Here is a 17354-nt window from a genome sequence, read left to right on the forward strand (position 1 = left end):
CGTTCGGCCAATGAGCGACGATCAGAGTCAGGGGTCCTCCTCGGTCGTAGACCTCTTTTTCGACTGGTATCACGTCCCCGTGCTCGTCCTCGTCGTTGCCGGAATGCTCGCCATCCGTCTCCAGGAGTACGACAGCTTCGTCCGAAACGGAGCGGTGTACTTCTCCGGCAACGACGCCTGGTATCACCTCCGTCAGGTCGAGTACACGGTGCGTCACTGGCCGTTCACGATGCCGTACGATCCGTGGACGAACTTCCCGTACGGCACGAACGCGGCCCAGTTCGGGACGCTGTACGATCAGCTCGTCGCGACGGCGGCGCTGGTCGTCGGCCTCGGCAGTCCGTCGAGCGAAACGGTCGCGAAGACGCTGCTGGTCGCCCCCGCGGTGTTCGGCGCCCTCGCCGCCGTGCCCGTCTACGCCGTCGGCAAGCGCCTCGCCGGCCGCGTGGCCGGGCTCTTCGGCGCCGTCGTCCTCCTGCTCCTCCCGGGGCAGTTCCTCCAGCGCGGCCTCGTCGGCTTCGCCGACCACAACGTCGCCGAACCGCTCTTCCAGACCATCGCCGTCCTGGGGCTGATGGTCGCTATCGCCGTCGCCTCGCGCGAGAAACCCGTCTGGGAGCTCGTGGTCGACCGCGACGTCGACGCCCTCCGAACGCCGCTCGTCTGGAGCGCAGTCGCCGGCGCCGCCGTCGCCGTCTACATGTGGGTGTGGCCGCCCGGCGTCCTGCTCGTCGGGATCTTCGGCGTCTATCTGGTCTACCAGCTCACCAGCGACTACGTCACCGGCGGCACCCCCGAGCCGGTCGCCTTCGTCGGCGTCGTCTCGATGGTCGTGACGGCGCTGTTGATGCTCCTCCAGTTCGAGAACGCCAGCTTCAGTCCGACGGACTTCGGCCTCCTCCAGCCCGTCGTGGCGCTCGGCGTCGCCGCCGCCGCCGCCTTCCTCGCGGGCCTGGCGCGCGTCTTCGACGCCCGTGACCTCGACCGGTCGCTCTACCCGGTCGCGGTCGTCGGCCTCGCCCTCGTCGGCGCCGGCGTCGTCGCCGTCGCCCTCCCCTCTCTGTTCGGGACGATTCGGACCAACGCCCTCCGCTTCATCGGCTTCAGCGCCGGCGCGGCCACCCGGACCATCGCGGAGGCCCAACCGTACCTCTCGCCCGACTCCCTCCAGCAGAACGCGATGACGCCGACGGGCCGTATCCTCGCGGACTACGGCTTCGCCCTGTTCACCGGCGTCGTCGCCGTCATCTGGCTGCTCGCGAAGCCGCTCGTCCGCGACGGTGAGACGGAGCGCGTCGCCTACGCTGCCGGCTCGCTCGCCCTGCTCGGCCTCCTGTTCGTCCTGCCGGGCCCGTTCCAGGCCCTCGCCGACGCTCTCGGCGTCGTCTCCGAACTCGTCGGCGTCGCGCTGGTGGCGCTGATCCTGTTCGGCGCCGTGCTCCAGACCAACTACGACGGCGAGAAGCTCCTGTTCGTCGTGTGGGCGGCCTTCATCACGTCGGCGGCGTTCACGCAGATCCGGTTCAACTACTACCTCGCGCCGGTCGTCGCCGTCGCGAACGCCTACCTGCTCGGGCAGATCCTCTCCACCCTCGACCTGCGGGTCAGCTCCCTCGACGCGCTCCGTGACCTGCAGGGCTACCAGGTGCTCGCGGTGCTCGCGGCCGCGATGTTGATCGTCACGCCGGTGTTGCTCGTGCCGATGAGCGTGCGCAACACGGGCAACGCAGGGTTCGATCAGAGCAGTACCGCCTGGGAGTCGGCCCAGAACACCAACCCCGGCGCAGTCACCGAGTGGGAGGGATCGCTCCAGTGGATGGAGTCGAACACGCCCACGCCCGGCACGCTCGGTGGCGCCGACAACGAGATGGAGTACTACGGCAGCTACGACCTGACGAACGACTACGACTACCCCGCGGGCGCGTACGGCGTCCAGTCGTGGTGGGACTACGGGCACTGGATCACCGTGCGCGGCGAGCGCATCCCGAACGCCAACCCGTTCCAGCAGGGCGCCACCGACGCCGCCAACTACCTGCTCGCCCCCAACGAGTCGGCGGCCCAGCAGGCACTCGGCGAGCGTGACACGGAGGCCGCGGGCACCCGCTACGTGATGGTCGACTGGCAGATGGTGAACCCGCAGTCGAAGTTCGGTGCCCCGACCGTCTTCTACGACGCGGGCAACGTCTCACAGTCCGACTTCTACGGCCCGGTCTACTCCGGCGACCTCCGGAGCCTGTTCTACATGCGCAACCAGCGGTACTACGACAGCCTGATGGTGCGTCTGTACGCCTACCACGGGAGCGCGATGGACCCGCAACCGGTCGTCGTCGACTGGGAACAGCGCCGCGCACAGACCCAGAGCGGAGAGACGGTCGACATCCGTGCCGGCCCGCAGGGTGAGAACCGGACGCTGCTCCGGCAGTTCGAGAACGTCTCCGCCGCCCAGGAGTACGTCGAGGAGGATGGCTCCGCCCAGATCGGTGGCGTCGGTCACTACCCCACCGAGCGGGTGCCGGCGCTCGAACACTACCGCCTCGTGAAGGTGAGCGAGTCGAACGCGACAAGTTCCTCGCAGTTCCAGCGGTCCTCGCGTCGCACCTTCGCCGCGACGGGCGTGCCCCCGTCCTCGCAGACCATCTACGAACCCTCGTGGGTGAAGTCCTTCGAGAAGGTGCCCGGCGCGACGGTCACGGCCGACGGCCTGCCGCCGAACACGACGGTGCGCGCGACGGTGCCGATGCGCGTCCCGACGACCAACGAGACGTTCAGCTACCGACAGGAGGCCCAAACGAACGCGGACGGGGAACTGTCGATGACGCTCCCCTACTCGACGACGGGATACGACGAGTACGGCCCCGAGAACGGGTACACGAACGTGAGCGTCCGCGCGGAGGGACCGTACCTCCTCCAGACGGCGCTGCTGAACGACAACGGCTCGCTCGTCCAGTACCGCGGGGAGGTCGACGTCGGCGAGGGGCGCGTCAACGGTGACGTCGACGACCCGAAGCAGGTGACCCTCGAGGGGCGCAACCCACTCGAGAACGTCTCGCTCAGCCCCGGCAACGAGTCCAACTCCTCGTCGTCGCTCGAACCGGTCGCGCCGGTCGACGACCCAGCCGAGGACTCCACGGACGAATCCACCGATGGGGACGTCTCGCCCGCCGGTCCGTCGGCGCTCCACGCCCCCACCGCCGCCGAAGTCCGGACCTGACGCGGCATGGATCGACGCCTCCGCCCGCTGATCGTCGTCTACCTCAAGGGGCTCTGTATGGGGACGGCGGACGCCGTCCCGGGCGTCTCGGGCGGGACCATCGCGCTCATCACCGGCATCTACGAACGGCTGATCGCCGCCATCACCGCCGTCACGCCCGGCCGGATCCGGCGCGTCCTCGCCGCCCCAGTACCGGGCCGGCGGGGCGACGCGTTCGCGGCCTTTCGTGAGGTGGACGGCTGGTTCCTCGGCGCCCTCGGCGGGGGCATCCTCACCGCCGTTCTCGTGGCGACGCGGGTGCTCCACGTCGCTCTCGAGTCGGAACCGGTCGTCACCTTCGGGTTCTTCTTCGGCCTCATCGCGGCGTCGGCCGTCGTTCTCGCGAGTGAAGCCGCCCTCGACACCCCCGGCCGTGTCGTCGCCGCCGTCGCCGGCTTCCTCCTCGCCTTCCTCTCGGCGGGTCGCGCCGGGGCGGCGCTCCCCTCGACGCCGCTCGTCGTCGTCGCCGTCGGCGCCGTCGCCATCAGCGCGATGGTGTTGCCCGGAATCTCGGGCTCGCTCATCCTCGTCATCCTCGGCCAGTACGAGTTCCTCGTCGAGCGACTGACGGCGTTCGTCGACGGCCTCCTCGGACTCGCCGTCGGCGGCACCGTCGCCGCGGTGGTCGGTCCGGCGACGACGGTACTCGCGTTCGTCGTCGGCGCCGTCGCCGGCCTGTTCACCGTCGCCCACGCCGTCCGCTGGGCGCTCGAACACTACCGCTACGCCACGCTGTCCTTCCTCGTGAGCCTCGTCGTCGGCGGCCTCCGCGCGCCCGTCGTACAGGCGGGCGAGGCGCTCGCCCCCGTCGGGTGGACGGCCGACGCGACGCTCGCCTTCGCGCTCGCGGCCGTCGTCGGCGCCGTCCTCGTGGTGAGCCTCGAACGCTACACCGACGGCATCGTGATCTGATCTGATCTGATCACTCGCGCGCGACCGCGAGGTTCCGGACGTCCGCGCCACACGCCGGGCAGGTGGTCAGCCGATCCTCGCTCGACTCGCGATATGCACAGGACAAGCACTCGTAGTAGCCGCCGTCCGGGGTGTACGGATCGATGCGATTGTGTCTCATACTCACGACATACGTACAACCTACAGCCAAATTACTGTTTCGCACCGGGAGTTAATAGCAACGAAGATCGACGTTCGTCCGATCAGTCGTCGAGACGGGCGACGCAGACGAACGTCTCCGGCCGGGTGTCCACGCGCTCGATGGCGAATCCGGCGTCGGTCTGGAGGGCGATGGCGTCGCCCAGAGCGTAGGTTTCGTCGCGGGGTGGACCGGCCTCCCCGGCACCGTTTCGGTCCCAGTCGACGGTGACGAGGCGACCGCCCGGTCGCAGGACCCGGGCCACCTCGGCCAGCGACTCTGGGTCGGCGAACTCGTGGAAGGTGTTCGTCGAGACGACGGCGTCGAGTTCGTCGGCGTCGAAGGGCAGGTCGGCGGCGTCGGCTTCGATCAGTTCGACCCCTTCGGGGACGCCCTTCTCGCGGTAGTGGTCGTGCATCGCGGCTTGGACGTCGACGGCGTAGGCCGCGTCGACGTGGGGCGCCAGGTCGTCGGTGTAGAACCCGGTGCCGCTCCCCAGGTCGGCGAGACGCATCCCGGAATGCGGGGCGACCAGCGCGTGGAGTTCCTCGCGCGAGCAGTACCGGTACCTGGCCGCGGCGTCTTCCAGTTTGTCGGCCCGGTCGCTGTCGAAGGTATGAAAGCCCATATCCACACCTGCCGCCCGGCGGCCATAAGTCCCCCGTGCGGCGACGGTAGCGTTAAATCCCCACCGGCCGCTATCCCGGCCATGGGCGTGACCATCAGGAAACCCACCGCCCGCCAGTGCGAGGACTGCGGCCGGCGGGAGGTCTGGAACGACGCGACGAGTACGTGGCGCATCGCCACCGACGACGACGGCGAGCGACTCGTCGGGGAAGTGTACTGCATCCACGAGTGGGATATCAACGGAACGTTCGTCCCCATCCGGCGGGACGCGGCGGACGCGTAGGCCGGCGCCACGATGCCGACTGCGTACATCACCGCCCCGCCCGAGGACGCGAAGACGCTCGCGCGGCGACTCGTCGACGAGCGACTCGCCGCCTGCGTCAACGTCGTCCCCTGCACCTCCGTGTACCGCTGGGAGGGTGCGGTCGAGACGGACGACGAGGTGATCCTCCTCGCGAAGACCACCGACGACCGGTACGACGAACTCGCCTCGCAGGTCGTCGAGTGGCACCCCTACGACGTCCCCTGCGTCGAACGGATCGACACCGCCGACGCTCACGACCCGTTCGCGGCGTGGTGTGCCGACGCCGTCGCCGACGAGTGACTAGCCCGCGTATCGCGGATGTGACTCCTCGACGACCCGCCTGAACCCCTCGACGACGGCGCCGTGGACCCCGACCAGAACGACGACGCTCACGACGATGAGTCCGACCTGTCCCGGCGTCGAGAGCAGACCCAGAGAGACGATGAGCGTGGTCGCACACGCCGGCGCGTGGTTCGTCCCGGTGGCGATCATCCCCCAACTCGTCAGGACGATGGAGCAGACGCCGCTGGCGACGAGGTGGAGACCGGCGGCCGACCCCGGCGATGGCGTCGCGGTGAGGATCACGCCCGCACCGAGGAGGGTGTACGCGAGGAGGCCGGCGACGCCGCCGATGGCGTGGCTGGCGACGACGCGGCCCAGTCGCGTCCGGTTCCCCCGTCGTTCGAACGCCAGGAGGAACGCCGAGGGGCCGAGGCTCGGGAAGACGAACGGCTGGCCGCTGAGCCACGCGATGGCGCCGAGGACCGCAAAGAGGACGCCCGCGTACAGGCTCGTCCCGAGGCGGTGCCGACTGATCACGACAGCGACGCGAGCGCTTCGAGCGTCCCGTCCATGTGCGATCCGTCGGTGACGTGGTCGGCGGCGGCGCGCGCCCGGTCGTCGGCGTTCGCCACGGCAAAGGACCGGCCGGCGACGTCGAAGGTGGACACGTCGTTTTCGCTGTCACCCACCGCGACGAAGTCGGCGGGGTCGTGCCCGAGCGTCTCCGCGACCGACCGGAGACCCCGTCCCTTCTCCACGCCCGCGGTCTTCAGGTGGTAGGCGTAGCCCGTATCGACCACGTCGAGGCCGAACTCCTCGGCGACGGCACGGAGCAGTGCCTCGTCGGCGTCGCGCCGGATCGCCACCTCCGTCTCCCGCCAGCGGTTGACCGTATCCGCCGCTCCCCAGCCGAGGTCACCGCCCCGGTCGACGAACGCCCGTGCCGCCGCCTGCGGGCGGTCGGCGTCGGCCACCGTCACCGTCACCTCGTCGGCCGCGTAGACCACGCCGCCGTTCTCGGCGATCACCCGCTCCGGAATGTCGAGGAAGTGACAGAGGGCGACCGGGTACGGGAACGCCTTCCCCGTCGCGAGGACGACGGGAGCGTCCCACGCACGCAACGTCTCGAAGGCCCGTGGGTCGATCCCCCCCGTCGCCGAGGTCAGCGTCCCGTCGATGTCGAGTACGAGCGGCGGCACCATACGCTCACTCTGCTCCGCGGCAGTGATAAGGGACGCGTCACGGATCGACGACGCCACCGGTGCCGTGAAGTGCCGGCCTCGCCCACGCTTCGGTATGCGAACGACCGTCCTCGTGATCGGTGGTGGGGCCACGGGCGTCGGCGTCGCCCGGGACCTGGCCCTCCGCGGCGTCGACGTGACGCTCGTCGAGCGCGGCGCGCTCGCGGCCGGCACCACGGGCCGTTCACACGGCGTCCTCCACAGCGGCGCGCGGTACGCCGACGCCGACCCGGACGACGCCGCTGCCTGCCTGGCCGAAAATCGGATCCTCCGAGACGTGGCGAGCGCCTGCATCCGCGAGACCGGCGGCTACTTTCTGGAACTCGACGACGACGACCCCGCCTACTTCGAGGCGAAGCGCGCGGCCTGTGCCGACCTCGGGATGGCGATAGAGACGCTCGACGGCGACACGCTCCGCGACCGGGTGCCCGAGGCGAGTCCCGTCGTCGAGCGCGCCCTCGCCGTCCCCGACGCCGTGATCTCCCCCTCGCGGCTGGTCGTCGCGAACGCCGTCGCCGCCCGCGAGGCGGGCGCGACGATCAACACCTCGGCACCGGTCGAGTCCATCCACGTCGTCGACGGTCGGGTCCGCCGCGTCGAGGTGGGGGGTGCCCTCGACGCCAGCGTCGCGGCCGACGTCGTGGTGAATGCGACGGGTCCGTGGGCCGAGCGGTGTGCCGCCCTCGCGGACGTCTCGGTGCCCATGCGGCCCACGCGGGGCGTGATGGTCGCCGTCGAGAACCCCGGCGTCGACGTCGTGTTGAACCGCTGTCGGCCGCCGGCCGACGGCGACATCGTGGTCCCCCACCCCGACGAAGCGGTGCTCGGCACGACGAGCGTCGTCGTCGACGATCCGGACGACTTCGAGCGGTCGGGGACGGAGGTAACGCGCACGGTCCGGGAGTGTGCGGCGATGGCGCCCGCCGTCGCCGACGCGCCGACCACGCGCACCTACTGGGGCGTCCGGCCGCTGTACGCCCCGGACGAGGACGACCGGAACGGCCGTGCCATCTCCCGTGACTTCGCCCTACTGGATCACGCCGACGACGGCGCGGCCGGCTTCGTCACCGTCGTCGGCGGCAAACTCACCACGTACCGGAAGATGGCCGAGGCGACGGCGGATCTGGTCTGTGAGCGACTGGGCGTCTCCGCGACTTCCGAAACCGCCGAGCGACCGCTCCCCGGGTCCGACGACCCGACGCACCTCGACGAACTCGTCGCCGAGTTCGGGGTGGACGCGCCCGCGGGCTAGCGTCCGCGGTCCCGCCGCACCGTCTCGCCCGGCCCCGTTCTGGCGCCGGTCCCGAGGACGACCCCCGCGTTCAGCGCCGTCTCGATGCCCGTCTTCACGTCGTCGCCACAGACGACGCCGAACTTCCGGCGGCCCGTCGAGGTCGGGTCGCCTTTCACCCGGACACGCACGGACTCGTCGTCGTGCCGGAGGTTCGCGACGGTCGTCCCCGCGCCGAAGTTCACGTCCCGCCCCAGAATACTGTCGCCGACGTAGGAGAGGTGGCCGACCGTCGCGCCGGCCATCAGCACGCTGTTTTTGACCTCGACGGCGTGGCCGACGCTCGCCCCTTCACCGACGAGGGTCGCCCCGCGGACGTAGGCGTTCGGACCGACGCTGGCGCCCGAACGGACGAGCGCCGGGCCTTCGATGACCACACCCGCGTCGACGGACGCCCCCGTTTCGACGACGACCGGTCCCCGGAGAGCGGCGTCCGGGTGTACCTCGCCGTCGATCCGGCGCTCCAGGTCGCCGAGTTTCCACTCGTTGGCCGCCAGGAGTTCCCAGGGCCGGCCCACGTCCAGCCAGCGGTCCACCGTCACCGCGCGCATCTCGCCGCTCTCGCAGGCCCGGGCCAGCACGTCCGTGAGTTCGTACTCGCCGCGGTCGCTCTCGGTCACGTCGAGCCACGCTCGCGCCGCCGCGGGGAAGACGTAGGCGCCGGCGTTGACGAGATCCGAGGCAGGGTCGTCGGGTTTCTCGGCGACGCCTCGCACGCGGCCGTCCCCGTCGGTCTCCAGTACCCCGTAGTGTTCGGGGTCCTCGACACGCGCGACGCCGACGCCCGGGCCGGCGTCGTAGAGCCGCGAGAGCGACGCGCGGTCGTAGAGCACGTCGCCGTTCAGGACGGCGAAGGGGGCGTCGTCGAGGGCGGCGCGGGCGGCCCGCACCGCGTCGGCGGTGCCGCGCTGGCGCTCCTGGGTGACGAACTCGACGGCGTCGCGGTCGGCGAGGGCGTCGCGGACGGCGTCGCCGGCGTAGCCGACGACGACGACGATCCGACTCGCTCCGGCCGCCGTCGCGGTGTCGACCACGTGTTCGACGAGCGAGCGGTCGGCGACCGGAACGGTCGGCTTCGGCCGACGGTCGGTGAGCGGACGCATCCGCGTCCCCTCGCCCGCCGCGAGGACGACTGTCTGCATAGGGGGGAAAGAACGAGCGCCGACAAAGGGGTTGTCCTCCCTACTCCACGGTGACGCTCTTCGCGAGGTGCCGCGGCTTGTCGATGGCCCGGTCCAGTCCCGCCGCCATGTGGTAGGCGACCAACTGGAGCTGGACGTTCGCCAGGAGGGGAGCCAGCCGTTCGTCCGTCTTCGGGATTTCGAGGACGTAGTCGGCGTAGCGGCCGGCCTCGGCGGCGCCGTCGGTGACGACGACCACCGGTGCGTCCCGCGCCTCGACTTCCTTTACGTTCCCGACGGTCTTGCGCGCCGTCTCCCCGTCACCGGTGACGACGGCGAAGACGGGCGTGTCCGCGGTGACCAGCGCCAGCGGCCCGTGTTTCAGTTCGCCGGCCGCGAATCCCTCGGCGTGTTCGTAGGTGATCTCTTTGAACTTGAGCGCGCCCTCCAGCGCGACGGGGTAGTCGAGGCCGCGGCCGAGGAAGAAGAAGGCCTCGCTGTCGGCGAACTCCTCGACGACGGCGGCGGCCTCGCTCTCGTCGAGGACCGCCTGCACGCCGTTCGGGACGCCCCGGAGCGCGTCGACCAGGCCGCGGCGGCGGTCGCTCCCCCCATCCGAGAGGCGCGCGGCGAGTAGGTTCAGGCCGACGAGCTGTGAGGTGAAGGTTTTGGTCGCTGCGACGCCGATTTCTGGGCCGGCGCGGATGTAGACCACGTGGTCGCACTCGCGGGCGGCCGTGCTCCCGACGACGTTCGTGAGGACGAGCGTCTCGGCACCGCGACCGGCCGCCGTGCGGAGCGCGCTCAGCGTGTCCGCCGTCTCACCGCTCTGGGTGACGCCGATCACGAGGTCGTCCGCCGAGACCGGCGCCGGTCCGGTGGCGTACTCGTGGGCGTAGTACGCGTTCGCGGGGACGCCCCTGGCTCGCAGAAGCTGGGCACCGTAGAGCGCGGCGTGATACGACGTGCCGCAGGCGACGAACTGGACCGAATTCGGCGTGTCGAACTCGTCGAGTTCCTCGACCGTGATCCGGCCGTCGAGTTCGTCGAGGCGACCGCTGAGACACTGCCGTAGCGAGCGGGGCTGTTCGTGAATCTCCTTCAGCATGTAGTGGTCGTACCCGCTCTTTCCGGTCTGTTCGGCCTCCCACTCGACGGTCCGGACGTCCTTCGCCACTCGGTTTCCGTCCGCGCCGGTGACGGTCCACCCCTCGGGATCGAGACGGACGAACTCGTCGTCGTCGAGGTAGACCACGTCCCGGGTGTGTTCGAGGAACGCCGGCACGTCACTGGCGACGAAACGCTCCCCGTCCCCCACTCCGAGGACGAGCGGCGAATCCCGTCGGACCGCGAAGAGGGCGTCGACCCCGGCGACGACGACGGCGAGGGCGTAACTCCCCTCGAGTCGCGCGGCCGTTCGCCTGACCGCTTCCTCCGGATCGGCGCCCGCCTGCAGTTCGTGGGCGATCAAGTGCGGCACCACCTCGGTGTCCGTCTCGGAGGTGAACGTCACGCCGTCGGCTTCGAGTTCGTCCCGGAGTTCCCGGTAGTTCTCGATGATTCCGTTGTGGACGACGGCGACGCGGCCGGCTTCGTCGGTGTGTGGGTGGGCGTTGGCGTCGGTCGGTGGCCCGTGCGTGCTCCAGCGGGTGTGTCCCACGCCGACCGCCCCCTCGAACCGCGTCCGGTCGGCTTCGTCGAGGGTCGCCTCCAGTCGCTCCAGTTCGCCCTCGCGCTTCTCCACCTCGACGGTCCGCCCGCCGACGGCCACGCCCGCGGAGTCGTAGCCGCGGTACTCCAGGTTCGACAGCCCCCCGACGAGGATGTCGAGGGTTCGGGTCGCGTCGCCGACGTAGCCGACGATGCCACACATCAGGACCCACCTCCGACGTCGGGCGGACTCATCGCCGCACCTCCGTCCCCTCCGGGACGATGCCGCTCGCGTGAGCGCCGACGCCGACGTGAACCGCCGTCCCGAGGAGCGTCCCGGGCGCGACGGTGGCGCCGCCGGCGACGTGCGCGCGGTCGGCCGCCACACAGCCGAGGCGACGGTTCTCGTGGACCGTCGTCCCGACCCGGACGTCGGCCTCGCCGCCAGGCACCGTCGCGCCGGCGCCGACCGTCGCCCCCTGCCCGGTGACGGCGTCGACCACCGTCGCGTTCGCGCCGATCCGGGTGTCGATGTCGAGGATCGAGCCCTCGACGACGGCGCCCGCCCCGACCGTCGTGTGCCGACCGAGCGCGGTGTCGGGACCGACGACCGCCTCGGGACCGATCACCGCGTCCGGGCCGACCACGACGGGCGCGCGGAGGACGGCGTCGTCGTGGACACTCGCCGTCTCGTCGACGTAGACGCCCGTCCGCCGTTCGGGTTCGTCGACGCGGCCGTCGGCGAGCAGATCACGCGCGACGGTCAGCAGATCCCACGGATACGTCGCGGTCGACCACAGGCCGTCCGTCCGGACGCCGCGGACGGTGTTCCCCGCCCGAATCGCGTCGGCGATGGTGTCCGTCAGCCGGAGTTCGCCGTCCCGACGGTCGGTCGATTCGATGGCGGCCAGCAGCGACGGCCCGAAGGCGTAGATGCCGGCGTTCAGGAGGCGGTAGTTGCCGTCTCCCGGCCGTTCGACGAGTTCGACGATCCGGTCGCCGTCGAGTCGGACGGCGCCGTACTCCGGTGCTCGGTCGCTCTCGACGACGGCGAGTGTCGCGGCGTCGGTCGTGGCGTGGACATCGATCACCGACTCGACCATCGACGCCGTCACCACTTCGTCGCCGTTGACGACGAGGAAGTCGGCATCGAGCGCGTCGCGGGCCTGCAACACCGCGTGACCAGTTCCCAACTGTTTCTCTTGGGCGTGGTAGGTGACGGATCGTCCGCGGTACGTCGGGCCGACGTGGTCCTGCACCCGGTCGCGCTGATAGCCGACGACGACGTGCAGGTCCTCGACGCCCGCGTCGACCAGCGCGTCGAGGACGTACTCCAGGATCGGCCGGTTCGCCGCCGGGAGCAACGGTTTCGGCCGATATTTCGTCAGCGGCCGCAGACGCGTCCCCTCCCCGGCCGCGAGGACCACCGCGGAGTCGAGTTGCATGGACACTCGTTCACGGTGACTCCTCTTAAGGCTGATCCGCACGGACGTTCATCCGAATCCTCTTTGCCCCGTCGTGGTTGAAGACATCGTATGAAGATCGGGATCGTCGGAAGCGGGTACGTCGGAACGACCGTCGCGGCCTGTCTCGCCGACTTCGGCCACGACGTGATCAACGTCGACGTCGACGAGTCGGTGGTCAGACAGTTGAACGACGGCGAATCGCCGATCACCGAACCCGGACTCGACGGCCTGCTCGACCGCCACGCCGGCGAGTCGTTGTGGGCGACGACCGACTACGACGACCTGGCGAACGTGGACGTGATCTTCCTCGCGCTTCCCACGCCCGCGAACGACGACGGGAGCATCGACACCGCCGTCGTCGAGGCGGGCGCCGGGTCGCTGGGAGCGGTCCTTGCCGACGTCGAGGGGTATCCGACCGTCGTCGTCAAGAGCACCGTCGTCCCCGGCACGACGGAGGACGTGGTGGGACCGATCCTCGAACGCGAATCCGGCCTTCGCGTCGGTACGGACTTCGGCCTGGCGACGAACCCCGAGTTCCTGCGCGAGGGCAGTGCAGTCGAGGACTTCCAGCACCCGGACAAACTCGTCTTCGGGACGACCGACGACCGGGCGCTCGAGGCCCTCGAAGCGGTGTACGCGCCGCTTCTCGACGACGACGTGCCGGTCGTTCGGACCGGCCTCCGCGAGGCGGAGATGATCAAGTACGCCAACAACGCCTTCCTCGCCGCCAAAATCAGCCTCATCAACGAACTCGGAAACATCTGCAAGGAGTACGACGTCGACGCCTACGAGGTGGCCGACGCCATCGGCCTCGACGCCCGGATCGGCGGGGCGTTCCTGCGGAGCGGGGTCGGATGGGGTGGCAGTTGCTTCCCGAAGGACGTAGCGGCACTCGTCGCCGCCGCCCGCGAACGCGGCTACGACCCCGAACTCCTGCAGGCGGCCATCGACGTGAACGACCGTCAGCCCCAGCGGATGCTCGACCTGTTGGATCGGCACGTCGACGTCGAGGGCGAACGGGTGGCCGTCCTCGGCCTCGCGTTCAAACCCCACACCGACGACGTTCGGAACTCGCGGGCGATTCCGATCATCGAGGGCTTGCTGGAACGGGGCGCCGACGTGGTCGCCTACGATCCGAACCGGGGCGCCACCGAGGCGATGCGCGAGCGGTTCCCGGAGGTGGAGTATCTGGCCTCGGCGTCGCCGACGCTCTCCGGTGCGAGCGCGGCGCTCGTCGTCACGGACTGGCCGGAGTTCGCGGATCTGGATCTCGAGTTCGACCTGCTGTCCGGCGACGTCGTGGTCGACGGCCGGCGGATCGTCGAGCGCCGCGAGGGACTCACCTACGAAGGACTGACCTGGTAATCGGGCGCCGGTCGCGGCGGCGGGCGTCCGGACGGCTCACCGACACTTTGAGGCACTTCCGGGGACGATGCCGTCTCGTGGTGCCCTCCGACGAACCCCGCGAGGACCGGATTCGTGCCGTCGTGCGCGACGAACTCCGGAACGCGGACCGATCCCTCCTCAGTACCGTCCTCTGGACGCTTCTCGCCGCGTTCGCCGTCCTCGTCGGCCTCCAGTCGATCCAACTCGCGGCGTTTACCACGTCGGTGGCGGCCGGGGTCGGGTTCGCACTGGCCGGACTCGTCGTGGTCACGTCGAGCCTGTACCTCCTCTATCTGCTCCACTGGGCGTAACGGCGTCGGCGTGACCGGGGGACACGATCCGATCCGCCGAGCCGATCCCGGACCGCGGGACGACGGCGGGCTACGCCGCCCGCTGTTCGGCTTCGAGGCGCTCGATGCCGATCGTCACCGAGACGCCCTCGACGTCCCACTCCTCGGTCAGGTCGTCGGCGCCGGCGTCGAACTCCGTGGTTCGGGTCTCCTCGGCGATCAGGTCGCGGCGCTCGTCGACGAAGCTCGCGACACGGTCGTCGGCCACGTCGATGCGGGTGCGGATGCGCTCGTCGACGTCGAGATCCAGCCGTTTGCGCATCTCCTGAATCCGGCGGACCACGTCACGAGCGTAGCCCTCGGCCTCGATGTCCGCGGACAGCGAGGTGTCGACGTAGACGGTGCCGCCGATGCGGTCCTCGTCGTCGAGTGTCAGATCGAAGTCGGTTCCGGCGACGTTCTCGGGCGGTTCCGCGCGGAACGACACCATCCCCGCGGAGAGGTCGTAGCGCTCGCCGTCGACGGTGACGGCGTACGGTTCGTCGCCGTCGTCGGTCGCCAGTTCGTCTCGACGGCGACCCTCGACGGCCGCCATGATCTCCTGTGCTTCGCCTCCGAAGGCGGGACCGATCTCTCCCATCTCCGGTTCCGCCCGCTCGACCAGTTCGTCGAAGGCCGAAACCACCTCGACCGACCGGGCGTTCACCCGCTCGGAGAACAGGTCGGAGAGCGACCGGACGGCCTCGCGGACCGTCTCGTCGTCGCTCTCGACGACCACCCGCGGGACGGGCCAGCGAAGCTTGCGTCCACCCTGCTGTCGGGCGTTCGCCGCCGCCTCCTCGACCGCCCGGAGGACCGCTACGTTCCGCTCCAGTTCGGGGTCGTGGCGGGCCTCGTCGACCGTCGGGTGGGGGAGTTGGTGGACCGTCGTCGCGCTCCCGTCGAGGGTCCGGTACATCTCCTCGGTGATGTACGGCGTGAATGGCGCGAGCAGTCGGACCGTCTCGTCGAGAACCGTCGCGAGCGTCGCGTAGGCACCGCGCTTCGACGCCGAATCGGCCTCCTCCCACATCCGCTCGCGGATCGCCTTGACGTAGAACCGGGAGACGTCTTCGGTGACGAAAGAGAGGACGGCGTTGAGCGCGTCGTGGACGGCGTAGTCGTCCCACGCCTCGTTCACCTCGGCTTTCACCGACTGGAGTCGGGCGAGTACCCACTCGTCGACGACGGTCAACTCGCCCTCCGAGAGGTCGGCGTCGGCGGGGTCGTAGTCGTCGAGGGCCATGTACTGCAGGGGGAACCGGAAGACGTTCCAGAAGATGTTGAGCGTCGACTGGGTCTCCTCTAGCCCCTGCCACTCGAAGGAGAGGTCGACCCCGTGCTGGTCGTGACTCAGGAGGTACGCCCGAAGCGGGTCGCGCCCGTAGCGGTCGATGGCCTCCTGGGGCGTGACGATGTTGCCGAGCGACTTCGACATCTTTCGGCCCTCGCTGTCGTTGGCGAAGCCGTGCATGACGACCTCTTCGTAGGGGATTTGTCCGAGGGCGGCGGTGCCCATCCCCAACTGTGACCAGAACCAGCCGCGGGTCTGGTCGTGGGCCTCGACGATGAGGTCCGCGGGCCAGAGTTCGTCGAAAGCCTCTTGATCGCCCGGGTAGCCGAGGGTGCCCCACGTCGCCACCGAGGAATCGATCCAGACGTCGAACACGTCGGGGACGCGCTCGTAGGTGGTGTCCCCGTCGGTGATGGTGAGGGGGTCGACGCTCGGGCGGTGCAGGTCGATATCGTCGGGGTCGACCTCCTGGTCCGCCCGCTCGGCCAGTTCCTCGCGCGTCCCGACGACGAGGATGTCCTCGGCGTCCGGGTTCGGGTCGCCCTCCGGCACCCAGATGGGGAGCGGGATGCCCCAGTAGCGCTGGCGGGAGACGTTCCAGTCCGGGGCGTCTTCGACGAAGTTACGGAAGCGATTGTCCCGCGCCCACTGGGGGTGCCACTCGCTGTCCTCGATGTTCGCCAGCAGTTCGTCTTTCACGTCGGTGACGGTGATGAACCACTGATCGGTCGCGAGGTAGACGATGTCCGTATCACACCGCCAGCACTGCCCGTAGCGGTGGGTAGTGGTGCCCGACGCCAGCAGGCGGCCGTTCGCGTCGAGGTCAGCGATGATGTCGTCGTTGGCGTCGCGGACGAACTGGCCGGCGTACTTTCCGGCCTCGTCGGTGAACGTGCCGTCGCCGGCGACGGGCGAGAACACCTCCAGCCCGAGTTCCCGGCCGCGCTCGAAGTCCACCTCACCGTGGCCCGGCGCGGAGTGGACCAGCCCAGTGCGGTCCGCTTCGACGTAGTCGGCGGCGTACACCTGGCCGGTGCCCTCGCCGTCGGCGTGGTCGGGCACCTCCTCGGCCAACGGGTGGTCGTAGGTCCAGCCGACCAGGTCCTCGCCGGGAAGCTCCTCGACCACCTCGTAGTCCTCGTAGCGGCCCTCCCGGAGGACGTCCTCGACGCAGGGTTCGGCGACGTACAGCCGGTCGGTCTCGCCGTCTTTCACCGCATCGACCGCCTGATAGGTCATCTCGGCGTCGACGGCGACGAACTCGTTGGCCGGGATGGTCCACGGCGTCGTCGTCCAGACGACGAGCGACCCCTCGCGCCCCCGCAGGGGGAACGTCACGTAGATGGAGGGTGACTCGATTTCGTGGTACTCGACCTCGTTGTCGGCGATGGCCGTCTCACACCGGGGACACTGGTTGATCGCCCGCTTGCCTCGCTCGACGAGGCCGTTCTCGTGGACCTGCTGGAACGCCCACCACGTCGCCTCCATGTACTCCGGCGAGACGGTGCGGTAGGGGTCGTCCCAGTCCATCCACGCCCCGATGGACTGGAAGTCCTCGTCCATCTTCTCGCGGTTGCGCTCCGCGAACGACTTACACTCCTCGATGAACGCCTCCATCCCGTACTCCTCGATGTCCTTCTTGGAGTCGAAGCCGAGTTCCTCCTCGACTTTCACCTCGATGGGCAGACCGTGCATGTCGTAGCCGGGCCGGTCGGTCACGTCGTGGCCCGACATCCGCTTGTAGCGAATGATAGCGTCTTTCAGCGTCTTGTTCCACGCCGTGCCGAGGTGCATCTGCCCGCTCGTGTACGGCGGCCCGTCGACGAAAAAGAAGGGCGGGTCGTCCGCGTGGGCCTCCTTCGCCGCCGCGTACGCGTCGTGTTCGTCCCAGTAGTCGTTCACCGAGGATTCCACGTCCTCGGGGGCGTACTGGTCGCTGACGTCGTCCATACCCGTCCCAGTTTCCGCGCGTATATCAAAACGGTGGTCGCGTGCGGTGAGATACCGAAGGATTCAGTGTCCC

15 protein-coding genes are annotated in these 17354 nt (G+C 69.7%); 7 read left to right on the forward strand and 8 right to left on the reverse strand.

All coding sequences use genetic code 11. The annotated features are described in order from the left end of the window. The first annotated feature begins 10 nt into the window (after positions 1-10). Together V8686_RS08335 and V8686_RS08340 are read left to right on the forward strand one after the other, a co-directional pair. Positions 11-3211, forward strand: coding sequence for an oligosaccharyl transferase, archaeosortase A system-associated (locus V8686_RS08335; protein WP_379703523.1), 3201 nt, complete (start codon positions 11-13; stop codon positions 3209-3211). Positions 3212-3217: 6 nt separating this feature from the next. Then, positions 3218-4162, forward strand: a complete 945-nt coding sequence (locus V8686_RS08340) for a DUF368 domain-containing protein (protein ID WP_379703524.1) — start codon at positions 3218-3220, stop codon at positions 4160-4162. A gap of 10 nt (positions 4163-4172) precedes the next feature. Here the strand turns inward: V8686_RS08340 and V8686_RS08345 are convergent, their stop codons facing one another. Then, positions 4173-4322: a rubrerythrin-like domain-containing protein gene (locus V8686_RS08345; RefSeq protein ID WP_379703525.1), complete on the reverse strand. Its 150-nt coding sequence runs from the start codon at positions 4320-4322 to the stop codon at positions 4173-4175. A gap of 82 nt (positions 4323-4404) precedes the next feature. Further along, positions 4405-4968 carry a class I SAM-dependent methyltransferase gene (locus V8686_RS08350; protein ID WP_379703526.1) on the reverse strand — a complete coding sequence of 188 codons (564 nt, stop codon included), beginning with the start codon at positions 4966-4968 and terminating at the stop codon, positions 4405-4407. An 81-nt stretch (positions 4969-5049) separates the two neighbouring features. On the opposite strand from V8686_RS08350, the gene V8686_RS08355 reads away from it, so the two are divergent. Beyond that, entirely contained in the window at positions 5050-5250 is a 201-nt protein-coding gene (locus tag V8686_RS08355) for an HEWD family protein (protein WP_379703527.1), read from the forward strand. Between the two features lie 12 nt (positions 5251-5262). Then, a complete protein-coding gene (gene cutA, locus V8686_RS08360; protein WP_379703528.1) occupies positions 5263-5571 on the forward strand; it encodes a divalent-cation tolerance protein CutA in 309 nt (102 codons plus the stop codon). Here cutA and V8686_RS08365 read toward each other — a convergent pair whose 3' ends face one another. Both V8686_RS08365 and V8686_RS08370 read right to left on the reverse strand, forming a co-directional pair. Next, complete coding sequence (locus V8686_RS08365) at positions 5572-6087, reverse strand: HPP family protein (RefSeq protein ID WP_379706505.1); 516 nt, start codon at positions 6085-6087, stop codon at positions 5572-5574. Continuing rightward, positions 6087-6755: a phosphoglycolate phosphatase gene (locus tag V8686_RS08370; protein WP_379703529.1), complete on the reverse strand. Its 669-nt coding sequence runs from the start codon at positions 6753-6755 to the stop codon at positions 6087-6089. Before V8686_RS08370 ends, V8686_RS08365 begins: the two co-directional genes overlap by 1 nt. Before the next feature lie 94 nt (positions 6756-6849). Here V8686_RS08370 and V8686_RS08375 point away from each other — a divergent pair, with 94 nt between their 5' ends. After that, on the forward strand, positions 6850-8046 hold the full coding sequence (locus tag V8686_RS08375) for an FAD-dependent oxidoreductase (protein WP_379703530.1): 1197 nt from the start codon (positions 6850-6852) through the stop codon (positions 8044-8046). On the opposite strand, the gene glmU is transcribed toward V8686_RS08375, so the two are convergent. From glmU to V8686_RS08390, 3 genes are read right to left on the reverse strand one after another with little or no spacing between them, the layout of a single operon-like run. Beyond that, positions 8043-9227, reverse strand: coding sequence for a bifunctional sugar-1-phosphate nucleotidylyltransferase/acetyltransferase (gene glmU, locus V8686_RS08380; RefSeq protein WP_379703531.1), 1185 nt, complete (start codon positions 9225-9227; stop codon positions 8043-8045). The genes V8686_RS08375 and glmU overlap by 4 nt on opposite strands. A 40-nt stretch (positions 9228-9267) precedes the next feature. Beyond that, positions 9268-11079, reverse strand: coding sequence for a glutamine--fructose-6-phosphate transaminase (isomerizing) (gene glmS, locus V8686_RS08385; RefSeq protein WP_379703532.1), 1812 nt, complete (start codon positions 11077-11079; stop codon positions 9268-9270). A gap of 28 nt (positions 11080-11107) precedes the next feature. Continuing rightward, the gene (locus tag V8686_RS08390) at positions 11108-12301 is read right to left on the reverse strand and encodes a sugar phosphate nucleotidyltransferase (RefSeq protein ID WP_379703533.1); all 1194 of its coding nucleotides are present in this window, start codon (positions 12299-12301) and stop codon (positions 11108-11110) included. Positions 12302-12391: 90 nt separating this feature from the next. Between V8686_RS08390 and aglM the strand changes: the two genes are divergently transcribed. Continuing rightward, positions 12392-13687, forward strand: coding sequence for a UDP-glucose 6-dehydrogenase AglM (gene aglM, locus V8686_RS08395; protein ID WP_379703534.1), 1296 nt, complete (start codon positions 12392-12394; stop codon positions 13685-13687). A gap of 80 nt (positions 13688-13767) precedes the next feature. Beyond that, complete coding sequence (locus V8686_RS08400) at positions 13768-14019, forward strand: hypothetical protein (protein ID WP_379703535.1); 252 nt, start codon at positions 13768-13770, stop codon at positions 14017-14019. A gap of 70 nt (positions 14020-14089) precedes the next feature. Here the strand turns inward: V8686_RS08400 and ileS are convergent, their stop codons facing one another. Continuing rightward, positions 14090-17281, reverse strand: coding sequence for an isoleucine--tRNA ligase (gene ileS, locus V8686_RS08405; protein ID WP_379703536.1), 3192 nt, complete (start codon positions 17279-17281; stop codon positions 14090-14092). Positions 17282-17354: the final 73 nt, after the last annotated feature.

The organism is Haloplanus litoreus (assembly GCF_045690335.1).
Taxonomy (GTDB): Archaea; Halobacteriota; Halobacteria; order Halobacteriales; family Haloferacaceae; genus Haloplanus; species Haloplanus litoreus.